At 63.2% G+C, this 18,429-nt stretch carries 14 protein-coding genes; 3 read left to right on the top strand and 11 right to left on the bottom strand.

Going from position 1 to position 18,429, the window contains the following annotated elements:
* Positions 1–53: 53 nt before the first annotated feature.
* On the bottom strand, positions 54–1,349 hold the full coding sequence (gene aceA / locus RQH86_RS12620; RefSeq protein WP_055853656.1) for an isocitrate lyase: 1,296 nt from the start codon (positions 1,347–1,349) through the stop codon (positions 54–56).
* A gap of 169 nt (positions 1,350–1,518) precedes the next feature.
* Complete coding sequence (aceB, locus tag RQH86_RS12625; protein WP_311239450.1) at positions 1,519–3,135, bottom strand: malate synthase A; 1,617 nt, start codon at positions 3,133–3,135, stop codon at positions 1,519–1,521.
* A 118-nt stretch (positions 3,136–3,253) separates the two neighbouring features.
* Between aceB and RQH86_RS12630 the strand changes: the two genes are divergently transcribed.
* The gene (locus RQH86_RS12630) at positions 3,254–4,210 is read left to right on the top strand and encodes a LysR family transcriptional regulator (RefSeq protein WP_228324906.1); all 957 of its coding nucleotides are present in this window, start codon (positions 3,254–3,256) and stop codon (positions 4,208–4,210) included.
* A gap of 392 nt (positions 4,211–4,602) precedes the next feature.
* On the opposite strand, the gene RQH86_RS12635 is transcribed toward RQH86_RS12630, so the two are convergent.
* Positions 4,603–5,235, bottom strand: coding sequence for a TetR/AcrR family transcriptional regulator (locus RQH86_RS12635; RefSeq protein ID WP_311239451.1), 633 nt, complete (start codon positions 5,233–5,235; stop codon positions 4,603–4,605).
* A 98-nt stretch (positions 5,236–5,333) separates the two neighbouring features.
* On the opposite strand from RQH86_RS12635, the gene RQH86_RS12640 reads away from it, so the two are divergent.
* Positions 5,334–6,401, top strand: coding sequence for an MBL fold metallo-hydrolase (locus RQH86_RS12640; protein WP_311239452.1), 1,068 nt, complete (start codon positions 5,334–5,336; stop codon positions 6,399–6,401).
* Positions 6,398–7,327 carry an oxidoreductase gene (locus RQH86_RS12645; RefSeq protein WP_311239453.1) on the top strand — a complete coding sequence of 310 codons (930 nt, stop codon included), beginning with the start codon at positions 6,398–6,400 and terminating at the stop codon, positions 7,325–7,327. Before RQH86_RS12640 ends, RQH86_RS12645 begins: the two co-directional genes overlap by 4 nt.
* A gap of 88 nt (positions 7,328–7,415) precedes the next feature.
* Here RQH86_RS12645 and lepB read toward each other — a convergent pair whose 3' ends face one another.
* The 8 genes from lepB to arfB all read right to left on the bottom strand — a co-directional run bounded on the left by lepB (position 7,416) and on the right by arfB (position 18,426).
* A complete protein-coding gene (lepB, locus tag RQH86_RS12650; protein ID WP_311239454.1) occupies positions 7,416–8,042 on the bottom strand; it encodes a signal peptidase I in 627 nt (208 codons plus the stop codon).
* Between the two features lie 473 nt (positions 8,043–8,515).
* Positions 8,516–10,684, bottom strand: coding sequence for a peptidyl-dipeptidase Dcp (gene dcp, locus RQH86_RS12655; RefSeq protein WP_311239455.1), 2,169 nt, complete (start codon positions 10,682–10,684; stop codon positions 8,516–8,518).
* 268 nt (positions 10,685–10,952) lie between these two features.
* Positions 10,953–13,121, bottom strand: coding sequence for a M3 family metallopeptidase (locus RQH86_RS12660; RefSeq protein WP_311239456.1), 2,169 nt, complete (start codon positions 13,119–13,121; stop codon positions 10,953–10,955).
* 227 nt (positions 13,122–13,348) lie between these two features.
* Positions 13,349–15,529 carry a peptidyl-dipeptidase Dcp gene (gene dcp, locus RQH86_RS12665; RefSeq protein ID WP_311239457.1) on the bottom strand — a complete coding sequence of 727 codons (2,181 nt, stop codon included), beginning with the start codon at positions 15,527–15,529 and terminating at the stop codon, positions 13,349–13,351.
* Between the two features lie 254 nt (positions 15,530–15,783).
* Positions 15,784–16,794: an isoaspartyl peptidase/L-asparaginase gene (locus RQH86_RS12670; RefSeq protein ID WP_311239458.1), complete on the bottom strand. Its 1,011-nt coding sequence runs from the start codon at positions 16,792–16,794 to the stop codon at positions 15,784–15,786.
* A 182-nt stretch (positions 16,795–16,976) separates the two neighbouring features.
* Positions 16,977–17,246, bottom strand: a complete 270-nt coding sequence (locus tag RQH86_RS12675) for a hypothetical protein (RefSeq protein WP_115561431.1) — start codon at positions 17,244–17,246, stop codon at positions 16,977–16,979.
* Positions 17,247–17,362: 116 nt separating this feature from the next.
* The gene (locus RQH86_RS12680) at positions 17,363–17,992 is read right to left on the bottom strand and encodes a lysophosphatidylcholine acyltransferase (protein ID WP_311239459.1); all 630 of its coding nucleotides are present in this window, start codon (positions 17,990–17,992) and stop codon (positions 17,363–17,365) included.
* A 2-nt stretch (positions 17,993–17,994) separates the two neighbouring features.
* A complete protein-coding gene (gene arfB, locus RQH86_RS12685) occupies positions 17,995–18,426 on the bottom strand; it encodes an alternative ribosome rescue aminoacyl-tRNA hydrolase ArfB (RefSeq protein WP_019301089.1) in 432 nt (143 codons plus the stop codon).
* Between the last annotated feature and the right edge of the window lie 3 nt (positions 18,427–18,429).

Here is an 18,429-nt window from a genome sequence, read left to right on the forward strand (position 1 = left end):
TCCCGAGCCCTTCCCCCTCCCGGGGTGGCGAAACGTGGGCAGCCCGCTGCAGGCTAGGCCGCCTTCTCGCCGTGAAACTGTTCTTCTTCGGTAGAGCCGCGCAGCGCGGTGGTGGACGACTGCCCCTGCTGAATCGCCTGCGTCACCGCATCGAAGTAGCCGGTGCCCACTTCGCGTTGATGCTTGACCGCAGTGAAGCCCATTTCTGCCGCATCGAATTCGGCTTGTTGCAGCTCGACGAAGGCGCTCATCTGGCGGCGCGCATAGCCGTGCGCCAGGTGGAACATGCCGTAGTTGAGTGCATGGAAACCAGCCAGGGTGATGAACTGGAATTTATAGCCATAGCTCGCCAGCTCGGTCTGGAATTTGGCAATGGTGGCATCGTCGAGATTCTTCTTCCAGTTGAAGCTGGGCGAGCAGTTATAGGCCAGCAACTTGCCTGGAAACTTGGCATGGATGGCCTGTGCAAATGCACGCGCGAATTCCAGATCCGGCTTGCCGGTCTCGCACCAGATCAGATCCGCATACGGTGCGTACGCCAACCCGCGGCTGATGGCTTGATCCAGCCCGTTGCGGGTTTTGAAGAAACCTTCGACGGTGCGCTCACCGGTAGTGAACGGCTGATCGTTGGCATCCACGTCGCTGGTGATCAGATCGGCCGCTTCTGCGTCGGTGCGTGCAATCAGCAGCGTCGGCACACCCAAGACATCGGCGGCCAGGCGCGCGGCGTTCAATTTTTCGATGGCTTCGCGCGTGGGCACCAGCACCTTGCCACCCATGTGGCCGCACTTCTTGACCGATGCCAGCTGATCTTCGAAATGCACGCCGGCAGCGCCGGCTTCGATCATCGCCTTCATCAGCTCGAAGGCGTTGAGCACGCCGCCAAAACCGGCTTCGGCATCGGCCACGATGGGCTGCAGGAAGTCGATAGTGTCGTTACCTTCGGCATGATGCAGTTGATCTGCGCGCAGCAAGGTGTTGTTGATGCGCTTGACCACCGCCGGCACCGAATCGGCCGGGTACAACGACTGATCCGGATACATCTGCCCGGCCAGGTTGGCATCGGCTGCCACCTGCCAGCCGCTCAGGTAGATCGCCTTCAAGCCGGCCTTGACCTGCTGCATCGCCTGGTTGCCGGTCAACGCGCCCAGGGCGTTGACGAACGGGGTGGCGTGCAATGAAGTCCACAATTTGTCCGCGCCCAAGCGCGCCAACGAATGCTCCACATGCACGGTGCCGCGCAGGCGCACCACATCGGCGGCGGTGTAGTTGCGGGTGATGCCGGTCCAGCGCGGGTTGGTGGTCCAGTCCTGCTGCAGTTGTTCGGCGTTTTGCAGTGCGGTGCTCATCTTGCGTTCTCCTGAAAAGGGACGACGGATGGAACGAGGAAGAAACGGCGTGCATGACACGGCATGCGGCATGGCGGGGCCGTCGTTGCGCATGCGCGCAACGGGCGGTGTACTGCGTGGAGGTGAGAAGTGCAGCGACAGCATGCGAGGTGTCGCTGCAACGCGGTGATTAATCGATCAGTTGGTACGCCGGCACGGTAAGAAAGTCCGCCAGTTCATCGGCGCGGCTGAGTTCTTCCAGCAACGCAATGGCTTCATCGATTCGCGCTGCGCCGGGGAGTGCCGTGGTTGTGCCCAACCGTGCCGGCAATGCGCGCAAGGTTGCCTGCAACAGCTGTTGATCGATGGCGGTGCCGTCGTCCAGATGCTGGCCGTGATGCAGCCACTGCCACAGCTGCGCGCGGCTGATTTCGGCGGTGGCGGCGTCTTCCATCAGGTTGTGGATCGGCACGCAACCGTTGCCATCCAGCCAGGCCGCCAGATACCGCACGCAGACTTCGACATTGCCTTCGAAACCGGCGCGGGTGACGCTACCGGCGGACGGTGCGATCAACATGTCGCGCGTCACCTGCACATCGTTGCGCAACACATGCTGCTGATGCGCGGTGGGCATGTGTTCGTCGAACAGTTTCATCGCCACCGGAATCAAGGCCGGATGCGCCACCCAGGTGCCATCGTGGCCGGCGCTGACCTCGCGCAGCTTGTCGGCGCGCACGCGGGCCATGGCCTGCTCGTTGGCGGCCTCGTCGTGGTTGATCGGAATCTGCGCGGCCATCCCGCCCATCGCATGCGCGCCACGGCGGTGACAGGTCTTGATCAGCAGTTCCGAATACGCCTTCAAAAACGGCTGGGTCATGGTGACCTGGCCACGCTCCGGCAACACGCGGTCGCGGTGCGCACGAAAGGTCTTGAGATACGAAAAGATGTAGTCCCAGCGCCCGCAATTGAGCCCGACGATGCGCTCGCGCAGCGCGTGCAGGATCTCGTCCATCTCGAACACCGCCGGCAGCGTTTCGATCAGCACGGTGACCTTGATCTGCCCATGCGGCAGACCAAGCATCGCTTCGATATGCGCCAGCGCGGTGTCCCATAGCGCGGCTTCTTCCATGCTCTGCAACTTGGGCAGATACAGGTACGGGCCGCGGTCCTTGGCCAGCAGTGCGCGGCCGTTATGAAAGGCGAACAGTGCCGCATCGAACAGGCCGCCGGCCAGCGGCTGGCCATCGATGTGGACGTGTTTTTCGTCCAGGTGCCAACCGCGCGGGCGGACGATCAGCACCGCGCGCTCGGCTTCCGGGCGCAACGCGTAGTGCTTGCCATTGGGCGCATCGAAGCTGAGATCGCCGCGCACGGCGGCGGCCAGGGTGCGCTGGCCGGCCAGCAGGTTGCGCCAGGTCGGCGCGGTGGAATCCTCGAAGTCGGCCATGAACACCTTGGCACCGGAGTTCAGTGCGTTGATGACCATCTTCGGATCGGTCGGGCCGGTGATCTCGACGCGGCGGTCCTGCAGCGCCGCCGGCAGCGCGGCAACGCCCCAGTCGCCCTCGCGGATGGCGCGGGTGTCGGCACGGAAGTCCGGTAGCTGGCCGGCGTCGAAGGCGGCCTGGCGGGCACGTCGCTGGGCCAGCCGCTGCTGGCGGCCAGGCTCGATCGCCCGATGCAGCGACACCAGCAGCGCCAGCGCGGCCGGCGGCAGCAGCTCCGCCTGCCCTGCGACCTGGGTGGTCAGCGACAGACCGGGCGTGGCGTGGGCGGTGGGACGTGAAGCGAAAGCGGTGGCAGACATGTGGAGGTCCTTGTGCATCCGGACCTGCACCGTGCGCCCCGAGCAACTATTTGACAAAGCAGTTTTATCAATGCTGTAAATAAGCTGGACTTATACTCGCGCTGGAAGCCCGCCCGACATGGCGCCAACCCCTCGATTTTCCTACAAATCCGATCGCCTCAAGCCACTGCGCGCGTTCTGTCAGACGGTCCGTCTGGGCTCGGTCTCACGGGCCGCTGAGGCGCTATACGTCAGTCAGCCGGCGGTGACACTGCAATTGCAGGCGCTGGAGCGCGACCTGGGGGTGGCCTTATTCGAGCGCTCCGGGCGACGCCTGGCGCCCAGCCGGGAGGGCCAGTTGCTCTACGACATGGCACTGCCGCTGGTGGAAAGCCTGGACGGCCTGGAAGCGAGCTTTCGCGAGAAGGTTCGCGGGCTGGATGCCGGCGAGCTCAACATCGCCGCCAACAGTTCCACCATCCTGTATCTGCTGCCGCGCATCGTGGCGAACTTTCGCGCCCGCCATCCGGACGTGCGGCTGACCCTGCACAACGCGATCAGCGCCGACGGCACCGACCTGTTGCGCGAGGATGCGGTGGACCTGGCGGTCGGCTCGATGCTGGATGTGCCAGCCGACCTCAACTACGCGCCGGTGTATCGCTTCGAGCAGCTGTTGATCACCCCGCCCGATCACCCGCTGGCGCACAAGGCCACGGTGTCGCTGCAGGATCTCTCGCCCTATCCGCTGATCCTGCCGCCACGTCGGCAGGTGACCTATCGCCTGGTCGACCTGATTTTTCAGCAGGCGCGCGTACCCTACACGGTGGCGCTGGAAGTGGGCGGCTGGGAAGTGATCAAGCAGTACGTGGCGATGGGCATGGGCATTTCCATCGTCACCGCGATCTGCGTGACCGAGGCCGATCGCGACAAGCTGGCAACGCGCTCGCTCAAGGAATACTTCCCCACCCGCAGCTATGGCGTGGTGGTGCGCAAGGGCAAGTATCTGTCGCCGCAGGCACGCGCGTTTATCGAATTAATCCAGCCGGATCTGTTTACGCCGCGCGGGTATGACGAGAGCGGCGATTCGGAGCGCTAACAACATCGCTCTCGCAGCGAGCGATGCGGCCAGCGATAACTGATTTAACGCCCCTGCGCACCGTCGCCGTCGCACCGTGCGGGACGCTGATACTGCCCAACACCGCGGCACCGCATGCACGAAACCGTTGCACAGGCGATGAGTTGCGTGGCCTTACTCGGGAGCCCCGTGTAGCTCGGCAGTGCGCGCTCGCAAGTCTCACGTAGATGACAACAAGGCGCGTTTGGTAACGCCTGCTTGTGTGCACAGGCGCAGCTGAAGGCCAACAACTAGAGCGCGTTGGTCAGATGCGCTCGGACAGCGCGAATGAACCAAAGTGTGCGGGCAGCAGTGCCGAGTGCAGGCACCGCCCACGCCGCCCGATGGATGCGAAGCCGTGTTGCCTGCGGCACTTACTCGCGCCCGTAAAGCCCTAGAAACATCTCCACCGCCGACTCGGCCACCTGCGCCTGCTGGGCGGGCGACAGCGGCGACTGGCCCATCGCCAACTGCGGCCAGAACGCGAACCCCTTCACCAGCGCCTGCAATTGCTGCGAGGCGAATTCCGCATCGACCGCTGCCAGGCGGCCATCGGCCAGCGCGGCGCGCAGCCAGGTGGTGGTGCCCTCTTCCTTGCTGCCCAGTTGCGCCAACAGGGCGCGCGCGCGTTCGGGCGAGTGGATGCATTCGGCAATCGCCACGCGCGACAGATCGATAAAGGCGGCATCGTCGAGCAGCCGCAGCTTTTGCTGCAGCAATTGCGTCAACTGCGTGCGCAATGATTGGTCGGGGCGATAAACCAGACTCACTGCCTCGGCACTGCGTTGCCACAGCCCGCGCAGGATCTCGCCGAACAACGTGTCCTTGCTGGAGAAATGGTTGTAGACGGTGCGCTTGGACACGCCCGCCGTCGCGGCCACGCGGTCCATGCTGGTGGCCTCGAACCCGTGCTGGCTGAATTCGGCGATGGCCGCTTCGAGAATGGCGTGGCGCTTGCGGTCGGTAAGCCGCTGCGGTGCCGGCGCTGCGTCGGATGAACTGGACATGGCGCAATGTTACACCGAGCAGTTTACATTCCCAAAATAAAACTACACTGTGTAGTGTAACTAAAGCGCCGGCACCGCCGGTTCGCCCGCCCCCAACGATGGATAGCGTCGTGCTCACCCAGTCCCGCCACCTGCCACCTACCGCTTCGCATGCCGCCTCGCCGCAGTTCCGCAACGGCCGGTTCCGCAACGCACTGCCCACCCGCTTGAGTCAGCCCGGTGTGTTGGCTGGCCTGCGCCTGCTGTGGGAAGTGCTGTTCAACAAGCCCGCGCACACGGTGCCGTCGCAGGCGCTGCCGGTGCTGCCACTGAGCGCGGCGCAGCTGCGCGACGCGCCCGACCATAGCCTGTTCCGGCTGGGCCATTCCACGGTGCTGATGAAACTGCGTGGCGGCCTGTGGTTGACCGACCCGGTGTTCTCCAAGCGCGCCTCGCCGTTCGCGTTTGCCGGCCCCAAGCGCTTCCATGCGCCGCCGATCGCGCTGGACGACCTGCCGCCGCTGGCCGGCGTGCTGTTGTCGCACAACCACTACGACCATCTGGACCGCGCCACCATCCGCGCCCTGGCCGACCGCGTCGGTGTATTCGTCGCGCCGCTGGGCGTGGGCGATCTGCTGGTGCGCTGGGGCGTGGACCCGGGCAAGGTGCGGCAGCTGGATTGGTGGCAATCGGTGGACGTGGGTGGCCTGACCCTCACCGCCACCCCGTCGCGGCATTTTTCCGGCCGCGGCCTGTTCGACCGCGACCGCACGCTGTGGTGCTCGTGGGCGATCCAGGACGCCGATCTGCGGGTGTTCTTCAGCGGCGACGGCGGCTATGGCCCGCACTTCAAGACGATCGGCCAGCGTCTGGGGCCGTTCGATGTGGCGCTGATCGAAAACGGCGCCTACGACCAGATGTGGCCGGACGTGCACATGCAACCGGAGCAGAGCCTGCAGGCGTTTATCGATATCGGCGGCCGTACCTTGCTGCCGATCCACAACGGCACCTTCGACCTGGCCATGCATGTCTGGTCCGAGCCGCTGGAACGCATCGTGGCGCTGGCAGCGGACGCGAACGTCGCGCTGGCCACCCCGCACATGGGCGAACGGGTGGATTTACGCAGCCCGGCCACCGGCGAGCGCTGGTGGCGCACGCTGCCCGAAACGCTGGCGTTGGCGCAATGAGCGGCTGGACCCTGGCCGACCTGCCACCGCAGCGCGCAAAAGTGGCGGTCATCACCGGCGCCAGCGTGGGCGGGCTGGGCTATGAGACCGCGCTGGCGTTGGCCGGTGCCGGCGCCAGCGTGGTGCTGACTGCGCGCAACGCCGACAAGGGCGAAGCCGCACGGCAGGCGCTGCTCGCCGTGCATCCGCACGCCACGGTGCGCGTGGAAACGCTGGACCTTGCACACCTGGCATCGGTGCGCGCGTTCGCCGAGCGACTTGGCGCGCGCCAGCAATGGGTGGACCTGCTGATCAACAATGCCGGCGTGATGGCGCCGCCGCAGCGGCAGACCACCGCCGACGGGATGGAGCTGCAGTTCGGCAGTAATTATCTGGGGCATTTCGCGCTGACCGCGCAGCTGCTGCCGTTGCTGCGCGCGGCAGCGGCGCCGCGTGTGGTCAACCTGTCGAGTCTGGCGCATCGCAGTGCCCGCATTGATTTCGATGATCTGCAGACCGCACGCCCGTATCGGCCGTGGAAGGCGTATGGCCAGTCCAAGCTGGCGATGTTGATTTTCAGCATGGAACTGCAGCGGCGCAGCGACGCGCAAGGCTGGGGCCTGCGCGCGATCGCCGCGCATCCCGGTCTGGCGCGTACCGCCCTGATCGCCAACGGACCGGCGGCTGGTGGTCGCCGCACCGCGATCGGTGCAGCGACCGCGCTGCTGGGGCCTTACATCAGCCACTCCGCGGCCGCCGGCGCGCTCCCCACGTTGTATGCCGCCACCGACCCGCAGGCACAGGGTGGCAGGTATTACGGCCCGGATGGCCTGTTCGAACTGAAGGGCGCCCCCGCCCCGGCCACCATCGCCCGCCAGGTCCACGACCGACAGGTGGCAACGCGCTTATGGGAGTCCTCCTGCACGCTGGCGGACGTGGCGTTCTGATCACGACGCGCTGCAGGCGGTTGCACATCGGCTGCGCGTGTTCGCCTGCAGGCCCGCACGCGCTGTGCGGGCACCGCCGCGCCGGCGACTACAGCCGGTTCCACTCCAGGCCTTCGCCGCGCCGGTAGTACACCGCAACCGCCTTGCCGTACACCGCCGAGGCATCGACAAAACCGAAGTAGCGCCCATCCAGGCTATCGCCGCGGTGGTCGCCCACCGCCAATACCTTGCCGGCCGGCACGCGGACATCGTGCAGATCCGGCCCACCGCCGGCATCCAGATTCAGGTGCGCAATGCGCGCACCGAAGCGCTCGCGCTCACCCTCGTCATCGATCTGCAGCGGTTGGCCGTTGATGGATAAATGCCCATTGCGCAGATCCGCACGGTCGCCTGCCACTGCCACCACGCGCTTGATCAACCGCGTGCCATCGCGCGGCGAATCGAACACCGCCACATCCCCACGCTGCGGTCGGTCGCCATCGATGACGATGCGGTTGCTCAGCGGCAATCGCCAGCCGTAGGCGTGCATATCCACTACCACGCGATCGCCCGGCTGCAAGGTCGGCTGCATCGAGCCGCTGGGCACCTGGTAGTGATTGGCAAACGAGGAGCGCGCAGCGGTCAGCAAGACCAGCATGACCAGTAGCGGCAGCAGTTCCTTGCGCGACCACTGTGCGGCGCGCTGAAGGCGGGAGGTGGGATGCGATGGGTGCATGGGAGATCTGTCGGGTGGTCGGCAGCCGGCTTGGCGCTTCGACGATGCGCCTGGGCGTCGGGCCCTGGAAGTGACGAAAGACATGGCAAGGGCCGTTGTTGCGTGTGGGGACTTGCGCGAGTAAGCAAGCGTGCTTCATCAGCCGGTAGCTGATCGAGCAACAACGAAACACGTCCTTATCCCGTTGCGCTGCGATAGGTTCGCAATCCGCGGGATACATTTTTATCAGGGACGTGCATGTTCCTTACAAAAATCTCGCGCATCCATGCACGCCGCCCTGCGGGTTGTCGCGACCGTACCTGCCGCTGCGGCATGGGGATCAGCAAGCCAATGGCCAAAACAACAACAACCACAACCGTAGGTTTACTGCACCTTCCCGATTGCGCCAACGCAAACGGGATGGCACAAGGGCCATCCCGTTTCGTCTACTGCAAGCGCTCACCGGTGCAAACAAAGCCACCCAAACGCATCGCTTATTCCGTCAAACCACGATTTTCCAGAAATGCCTTGACGCTGGGATCCTTGCCGCGGAAATCGCGGTACAGCGTGGCCGAATCGACGGTGTTGCCGCGTGAGAGTATCTTGGCGCGGAAAATGTCGCCGTTCTTGCGGTTCAAGCCACCATTTTCCTCGAACCATTCGAAGGCATCGTCGTCGAGCACTTCCGACCAGAGGTAGGCGTAATAGCTGGCGGCATAACCCATCTCCCAGATATGGTTGAAATAGCTGCTGTGATACCGCGGCGGCACGTCAGCCATGTCCAGCTTGAAGCGCTTGAGCGCATCGGTCTCGAACCGGCCCACGTCCTGCAAGGGTGCATCGGCCGGCAGGGTGTGCCAGGCCAGATCGAGTAGCGATGCCGACAGGGTCTCGGTGATCGTGTAGCCGCTATTGAAGCTCTTGGCCTTCTTGATCTTTTCCACCAGCTCGGCCGGCATCACTGCGCCGGTTTGATAATGCTTGGCATAGTTGGCGAAGACCTTGGGATCGGAGGCCCAGTGCTCGTTGAACTGCGAGGGAAATTCCTTGAAGTCGCGCGGCGTTTTGGTTCCGGAAATCCCCGCGTAGGTCACCTTGGAGAACATGCCGTGTAGCGCGTGGCCGAACTCATGGAACATCGTGGTGACGTCGTCGAAACTCAGCAACGCCGGCTGGCCAGCAGCGGGCTTGGTGAAGTTGCAGACGTTGTAGACCACCGGCTTGGTGCCGGTCAGGCCGTCCTGTTCGACGAACACGTCCATCCACGCGCCACCGGACTTGCTGTCGCGTTTGAAATAGTCGGTGTAGAACAGCGCCATCGAGGTGCCGTCTGCATCGAACACCTCGTATACCTTCACGTCCGGATGGTAGGTGGGAATGTCGGTGCGCTGCTTGAAGGTGATGCCGTAGAGCTGGTTGGCCGCATAGAAAACCCCGTTCTGCAGCACGTTATCCAGTTCGAAGTACGGCTTGATCTGCGACTCATCCAGATCGTACTTGGCCTTGCGTACCTGCTCGGCATAGAAGTCCCAGTCGGAAGCGGCCAACTTGAAACCGCCCTTCTGGGCATCGATGACTTTCTGAATCTCGGCTGCTTCGCGGCGCGTCTTGGCCGTGGCCGCCGGCACGGTGTCGGTCAGCAGCTTTAGCGCCGCAGCCGGGGTCTTGGCCATCTGGTCGTTCAGTACGTAAGCGGCATAGCTGTCGTAGCCCAACAGCTTGGCGCGTTGAGCGCGCAACTGCGCCAGTCGCTGCACCACCTTGCGCGTGTCGTTATCATCGCCCTGTTCGGTGCGCTTCTGCGAAGCCTGCATGATCTGCGCACGCAACGCACGATCCTTCAACGAGGCGAGAATGGGCTGCTGGGTAGTGTTCTGCAAGGTCAACAGATACTTGCCGTCGAACTTGCGCTGCTTGGCGGCATCGGCGGCGGCGGCGATATCGCCCTCGCTCAAGCCAGCCAGCCGGGCCTTGTCGTCCACAACCACCGCAGCGGCGGCCGTGGCAGCCACCAGCTTCGCGTGGAATTGCGTGGACAGCGTGGTTTCCTCCACATTGAGCTTGCCCACGGTGACCTTGTCGGCATCGGACAACAGCGCGCCGGATGCGACGAACCCTTTGTATGTGATCTCGACCAGGCGCTTTTGCTCCGGATTGAGCTTCATCGCATCGGACTGGTCATGCACCGCCTTGATGCGCGCAAACAGCTTGGGATCCAGAAGAACTTCATTACTATGCGCCGCCAGCTTGGGCCCGAGCTCCTCCTGGATTTTCTCGCGTGCCGTATTGGTATCGGCAGAGATCACCCCGAAGAAAATATCCGACACGCGCGACAGTAGCTCGCCGCCGCGACCGAATGCTTCGATGGTGTTTTCGAAGGTCGCCGGTTCGGGGTTGGCGGTGATCTTGCGCACGTCCGCAAGTTCCAGACGTATGCCTTCCTCGAAGGCAGGCAGATAATCACTGTCCTGGATTTTGTCGAATGGCGGCGCCTTGAACGGCAGCGTACTGGCGGTCAATAACGGATTGGACCTGGCTACAGAAGACTGGCTGGTGGCGGTATTGCCGGTCGTGGTCGCGGGCTGCGTATCCGGCGCTTCTTTTCCGGAACAGGCAGCGAGCGCCAGGGTAATGGCAGCTGCCAGAATTAGGGTACGCGACATGGAGTATGGAATTCCTGAGTGATCACAGCAGCCGGCAACGTTAATAGCTTTTCCGGCATCGAGCATGTGCTGCCGAACTGATCGGCATGGCGGGGTTAAGGACAGCGCTTGCTGTTGCAGAAGATGCGATGACCTCATTGAAGGCGATAGGGCAGCGATAGTGCCCATGCGCAATGGCCGATGACTTGGCGAGAGCGAATGACTGGCGATAAAAACGAAACGGGATGGCACCGCCATCCCGTTTCGTTCACAGATTAAGGATTGCCGATCACTCCGCCAACCCGCGGTTTTTTAGCAGTGCCTTGACGCTTGGATCCTTGCCACGAAAATCGCGATACAGCTGACTCACATCCACCGAATTACCAGGCGCGAGAATCTTGGCGCGGAAGAGATCCCCATTTTTCCGCGTCAAACCGCCGTTCTCGCTGATCCACTCGAACGCGTCATCGTCGATGACCTCCGACCAGAAGTACGCGTAGTAACTCGCCGCATAACCACGGCTCCAGATATGGTCGAAATAACTGGCGCCATAGCGTGGCGGAACCTCAGGCAGGTCAACCTTGTAACGCTTCAGCGTGTCGGCCTGCATGGCACTCACATCCTGCATCTCTGCGGTCGCTGGTTGGCCATGCAAGGCCAGGTCCACAATCTGCGCCGAGAGTGACTCGGTCATTAGATATCCGCTGTTGAAGGTCTTTGCATTCTTCAGCTTCTTCACCAGCGCCTCCGGCATCGCCTCGCCGGTCTTGTAGTGCTTTGCGTAGTGCGCGAAAACAGATGGGTCGGTCGCCCAGTGCTCATTGAACTGCGAGGGGAATTCAGAAAAATCTCGCGGCGTAGCGGCGCTATCCAACGAGGAATACTTCACTGTCGACAACATGTAATGCAGCGCATGGCCGAACTCGTGAAACATCGTGGTGACTTCTTCCATGCTTAGCAACGCAGCCTGCCCATCGGCCGGCTTGCTGAAGTTGCACACGTTATAGATCACCGACTTGGCGCCAGTGAGTCCATTGCGCTGGACCAAGGAGCCTGCCCACGAACCACCGGACTTGCTCTCCCGCTGGAAATAGTCCGTGTAAAACAGCGCCAACGAGGTGCCGTCTACATCGAAGACTTCGTAGACCTTTACGTCTGGGTGATAGGTCGGGATATCGGTGCGCTGCTTGAAGGTGATCCCGTACAGCTGTGTGGCCGCATAGAAGACGCCATCATTGAGCACGGTATCCAAGGCGAAATACGGCTTGATCTGCGATACGTCCAGATCGTATTTGGCCTTGCGCACCTGCTCGGCGTAAAAATCCCAATCCGACGCAGCCAACGTAAAGCCGCCATGCTGCGCATCGATCAGCGCCTGGATCTGTGCCGTTTCCCGGCGTGCCTTGGCCGTGGCGGCAGGCACCGTGTCGGTCAGCAATTTCAGTGCCACCTGCGGCGTTCTGGCCATCTCGTTGCGCAGGCTGTAGGCCGCATAGCTGTCGTACCCAAGCAGGCTGGCGCGCTGCGCACGTACCTGCAACAAGCGCTTGATGGTGTCACGCGTATCATTGGCATCGCCCTGCTCGGCGCGTTTTTCCGAGGCCTGCAGTATCTGCGCACGCAATGCGCGATCCTTCAGCGAGGCCAGCACCGGCTGCTGCGTGGTGTTTTGCAGACTCAGAAGATATTTGCCCTCAAGTTTGCGCGCCTTGGCAGCAGCAGCGGCGGCGGCGATATCGCCCTCGCTCATGCCGTCGAGCCTTGTCTTGTCGTCCACCACCACCGCAGCGGCCAAAGCTGCGGCCGTCAATTTATTGTGGTACTGGGTGGTGAGGTTGGTCTCTTCCAAGTTGAGCTTGCGCAAGGTGGCTTTGTCTGCATCGGAAAGCTGCGCTCCGGCCTTGATGAAGCTGTCATAGCCGTGCTCGAGCAGGCGCAGCTGTTCCGGCGTCAGTGCGAGCGTATCGCGCCGATCGTAAAGGATCTTGAAGCGTGCAAACAGCTTCGCATCCAGTGCGATCTCATCGCCGAGGGTGGCCAGCTTGGGGCCGATGTCTTCATCGATTTTCTGCCGCGCAGCGTTGGTATCGGCAGTTGAAATGCCTAAGAAGATGTTGGAGACATATGCGAGTGTTGCGCCGCTGCGTTCCAGCGCCTCAACCGTGTTCTCAAAGGTGGGTGGCTCCGGGTTTTCGGTAATGCCGTGCAACTCGTGCCGGACCTGGCGAATGCCTTCTTCAAAGGCCGGCAGATAATCGCTGTCGCGAATCTTGTCGAATGGCGGCGCCTGAAATGGCAGCGTGCTGGGCACAAGCAGCGGATTGGACGCCAGATCCGCAGATGTGGTGGCCGGTGTCGCGGCACCTGCGGCGGCAGGTGTGGTGCGCGGGGAATTCTTTTCCGAACATGCGGCCAGCGCAAAGGTGACCGCAGCAGCCAGAATAAGTGAACGTCGCATGGTGTAGTGATCCTGCAGAACGTGTAACCGGACACAGGACGGATGCCTCGACGTCCGGCATCGGCCCTGAATGAGCAGAGCGCCACAGCTGCGCTACTGCGCGTTGGCGGTCGCCAAGTATCTGGGCGATGCCTGCATGACATCCGGCAGGAACGGAATCGGCGGCCTTGAAAACGAAACAGGATGGCACCGCCATCCCGTTTCGTTCACCGATTAAGGATTGCCGATCACTCGGTCAAACCGCGATTTTCCAGCAGTGCCTTGACGCTGGGATCCTTGCCGCGGAAGTCGCGGTACAGCGTAGCAAGATCCACGGTGTTACCACGCGAGAGAATCTTGGCGCGGAAAATATCGCCGTTCTTGCGGTTCAATCCGCCGTTTTCCTTGAACCATTCGAAAGCGTCGTCGTCGAGCACTTCCGACCAGAAATAGGCGTAGTAGCCGGCCGAATAACCGCCGCCCCAGATGTGGTCGAAATAGCTGCTGCGGTAGCGCGGCGGCACTTCGGCCAGGTCCACCTTGAAGCGCTTGAGCGCATCGGCTTCGAACTTGCTCACGTCCTGCAACGGCGCATCCGCCGGCTGGGTGTGCCAGGCCAGATCCAGCAGCGCTGCCGACAGATATTCGGTGGTGGCGTAGCCGCTGTTGAAGGTCTTGGCCTTCTTGATCTTTTCCACCAGTTCGGCCGGCATCACCGCGCCTGTTTGATAATGCTTGGCGTAGTTGGCGAAGACCTTCGGATCGGACGCCCAGTGCTCGTTGAACTGCGAGGGGAATTCCACAAAATCGCGCGAGGTGCTGGTGCCGGCGATCGAGGGATACTTCACCTTGGAGAACATGCCATGCAGCGCGTGGCCGAACTCATGGAACAGCGTGGTGACGTCGTCGAAGCTCAGCAACGCCGGCTGGCCGGCAGCGGGCTTGGTGAAGTTGCAGACGTTGTAGACCACCGGCTTGGTGCCGGTCAGGCCGTCCTGTTCGACGAACACGTCCATCCACGCGCCACCGGACTTGCTGTCGCGCTTGAAGTAGTCGGTGTAGAACAGCGCCATGGAGGTGCCGTCGGCATCGAAGACTTCGTACACCTTCATGTCGGCGTGGTAGGTCGGGATGTCGGTGCGCTGCTTGAAGGTGATGCCGTAGAGCTGGGTGGCCGCATAGAAAACGCCGTTCTGCAGCACGTTATCCAGTTCGAAATACGGCTTGATCTGCGACTCGTCCAGATCGTACTTGGCCTTGCGCACCTGCTCGGCGTAAAAGTCCCAATCGGAGGCGGCAAGCTTGAAATCGCCGGTCTTTGCATCAGCACGCTGCGCGTCGATGACCTTCTGCATCTCGCCCACTTCGCGGCGCGCCTTGGCAGTGGCCGCCGGCACGGTGTCGGTCAGCAGCTTCAGCGCCGCTTCCGGAGTCTTTGCCATCTGGTTGCCCAGGCTATAAGCGGCGTAATTGTCGAAGCCGAGCAACTTGGCTTTTTGCGCACGCAGCTGCGCCAGACGCTGGATGGTCTGGCGGGTGTCGTTGGCATCGCCCTTTTCTGCACGGGTTTCGGAAGCCTTCAATACCTCGGCGCGCAGCGCGCGATCTTTCAACGACGCCAGTACCGGCTGCTGGGTCGTGTTCTGCAAGGTCAGAAGATACTTGCCATCGAACTTGCGTGCCTTGGCAGCATCGGCGGCGGCGGCAATATCGCCTTCGCTCAGACCGTCGAGTTTGGCCTTGTCATCGACCACCACCGCACCGGCAGCGGAGGCTGCAACCAGACGCGTATGGAACTGGGTAGACAGCGTGGTTTCTTCCACGTTGAGCTTGCGCAAGCTGTCCTTGTCGGCATCGGAAAGCTGCGCGCCGGCGCGCACCAGGTCTTCGTAATCATGCTCGACCAGACGCTTTTGTTCCGGCTCCAGGTTCAGCGTGTCGCGCTGGTCGTACAGGGTTTTGACGCGTGCGAACAGCTTCGGGTCGAGGTTGATCTCGTCCTTGTGCGCGGCCAGCTTGGGCGCGATCTCTTCCTGGATTTTCTGGCGTGCGTCGCTGGTATCGGCCTGCACCAGCCCGAAGAAGATGCGCGACACGCGTGTGAGCGTTTCGCCGCTGCGCTCCATCGCTTCGATGGTGTTGTCGAAGGTGGGCGCTTCGGTGTTGTCGGCGATCTTGCGCACGTCGGCCAGATGCAGGCGCATGCCTTCTTCAAACGCGGGCAGGTAATCGCTGTCCTTGATCTTGTCGAACGGCGGCGCCTGGAACGGCAGGGTGCTGGCTCTCAACAACGGGTTCGGCGCAGCGTCGGCGGCCGGGGTGGTGGTCTTTTCGGGCACGGTGGTGGACTCCTTACCGGATGGCTCTTTTCCAGAACATGCGGCCAATGCCAGGGTGATGGCGGCGGCCAGAACGACGGTACGCGACATGGCGTGTGATTCCTGAGTGGGTACGGCAGCCGGTCACGCTAGCGGGTTTGCGCGATGCTGGCATGTGCCGTTGGATTGGGTGGATGCAGCGGTTTGGGGATGGTGCAGGCAAGCGCGCAGCCGCAGGCTCGGCACGCTTGGCCGGTGTAAGCGACACGGTGCAGCATGGGGTTTTGCGGCTTTCCTGGGTTCGATCGCGAGACAACACTCAGTCGAAACGGTTGGCGGGTCCGGGACCCGGCCGACCCCATCCGTCAGAGCGCCTCGTCCTTGAAGATCGCCACATGCGGGCTGCCGTCGGCGCCGATCCAGCCGCGGTACATGCCTTCGGTATTGAACGGGAAGGCTATGTTGCCTTGCGCATCCAGCGCGATGGCACCGCCATCGCCGCCGGCCTTGGGAATCTGCTGATCGATGACCGCGTCGGCCGCCTGTTGCAGCGACTGCCCGGCGTATTTCATGCGCGCACAGATGTCGTAGGCCGCCACCGCACGGATGTAGAACTCGCCCCAGCCGGTGCCGGACACCGCGCATTGCGCATTGGCATAGGTGCCGGCGCCGATGATGGGCGCATCGCCGACGCGGCCGTAGCGCTTGTTGGTCATGCCGCCGGTGGACGTGCCGGCAGCCAAGTGGCCGTCGCGATCCAGCGCGAGCGCACCGACGGTGCCGAAGTGATTGGCGGTTTCCAGGTCGAGCGCGGCCTGGGCCTGACGGTCGCCGCTTTCGGCCTTGCGCGCTTTTTGCAGTTGTTGCCAACGCTTGTCGGTACGGAAATAGCTAGGCTCGACCAAGGTGATGCCCTGCTCGCGCGCAAACTGCTCGGCACCGTCGCCGACCAGCATCACGTGCTTGGAGTGGTCCATGACGCTACGCGCCAGCAGAATCGGGTTCTTGACCGTGTGCACGCCGGCAATCGCGCCGGCCTCGCCGCTGGCGCCGTCCATGATCGCCGCATCCAGCTCGTTCTTGCCGTCGTGAGTGAACACCGCACCGCGCCCGGCGTTGAACTGCGGCGCGTCCTCCAGCACGGTGATGGTGGCGGCCACCGCATCCACCGCGCTGCCGCCGCGCGTCAACACCGCATGGCCGGCACGCAGCGCGCGTTGCATCGCCTCACGTGCCTGCGCTTGTTCGTCGGGCGAAAGACTGGATTTTTCCACGCCCGCACCCCCATGGATCACCAGCATCGGCGTGGCGGCCAGCGCCGGGCCGGCACAGAGCAGTAGTGAGAGGCATAGCGCGCGAGCGGACGAAGCGATCATGGTGTTTTCTCACTGCAAGTTGATTGAGTGACCCGGTGGTGTCGGGCAAGCGGCGAAGACCGCAGGTTCGCCGCACGCGATGCACGACCTCGGCTACGTCCGCGCCAGTGGGTCACCATGCCGGGCACTGATCTACTGCTGCCCGCATCAGCCAAGCGTCGACAACATCCGGCGTGATGGTGTCAGGCATCATCGCGCGTTGCTTCGGCAAGACGACGCTGGAAGTCTGTTCCGAGCATCTTATCCACCACCCCGAGTCTGACGACAACGCTGTCAGGATCGAATACGCCGCCGCGCAGCACTGTCTCGGCCTCGTTGTGCATCGCGTACGCCAGATGCGCAGCGGCACGGATGGAAAGAGGCGACTCGTTCTGGCTTCCGAGGTGCCCAGCCAGCAGGCACCGAATCTCGTAGAGCGCGAAGGCGAACAGCTGCTCCTGTGTCGCGGTCATGCGGGCACTCCTCTCCATGACGCCTAAGTCCGATCCACCGATGCGAGCCACGGCATGCCTAAACAGTGCAGCGCATCGTTAGGCTCACATGCGTGTTCAAGGCACGCGGTCGCAACCTACAACGTATCGCGATGCTTACCGCGCCACGGCCGGTACCAGGTGCGGATGGCGGCGATGTCGGCGGCCATGTCGGTGCCGGTCCAGAACGGTTCGCCGATGCCCACGGTCTTGCTGGGGTAGTCGAAATACACCGGCAGGATCGGCACCTTGGCATCGGACGCGATCTTCCAGAAACCGGCCTTCCACTGCTCCACACGCTTGCGCGTGCCTTCGGGGGTGATCACGTACCACATCTGTTCGGAGTTGCGGATCAACCGCACCGCCTGGCCGATGGTGCCCTGCGGCGAGCTGCGGTCCAGCGGGATGGCGCCCAACTTGCGCAGCAGCGGCCCCAGCGGCCACCAGAACAGCTGCGCCTTGCCCAGCACCCGCACGTCGAAGCCGAGCGCGAACTTGGCCGCAAAGCCCACAAAGCCATCCCAGTTGGACGAGTGCGGCGCCACGATCATCACCAACTTGGGCTCGTCGGGCAGCCGCCCGAGCAGCCGCCAGCCGGTGAGGCGCAAGGCGGTACGGCCCAGCCAGCGGCCGAAGCGACCGTGCGCACGCGGCATTCTGGGCGGGGTTGACTGCAGCAGGATGTTGGCCTGTGCGACCGGCGGCAACGACGGGTCGGTGTGACTCACGCTTACTCCCAGTGGGACGCAGAGCGTCCACGCTTGATATGGCTGCGCTCACGCTTGGCATCCAGCCGCCGCAGCTTGGCACCGTGACTCGGTTTGGTGGCGACCCGGCGCTTGGGCACCGACAGGCATGCACTGATGATCTCGGCCAGCCGCTCGCGCGCATCGTCGCGGTTACGGTCCTGGGTGCGAAAACGCTGCGCGTCGATCACCAGCACGCCCTCGGCGGTCATGCGGCGGTCGCGACGCGACAACAGCCGCTCGCGCAGCGGCTCGGGCAGCGAGGGCGACCCTGCCACGTCGAAACGCAGTTCCACCGCGGTGGACACCTTGTTGACGTTCTGCCCGCCCGCGCCGCTGGCGCGCACGAAGCGTTCGACGAGTTCGCTGGGCGGAATCGTCAGGCTAGGGGTGATCTGGATCGGGTCGCTGGCCATTAG

The organism is Xanthomonas sp. WCS2018Noco2-27, assembly GCF_031843525.1.
GTDB lineage: Bacteria > Pseudomonadota > Gammaproteobacteria > Xanthomonadales > Xanthomonadaceae > Xanthomonas.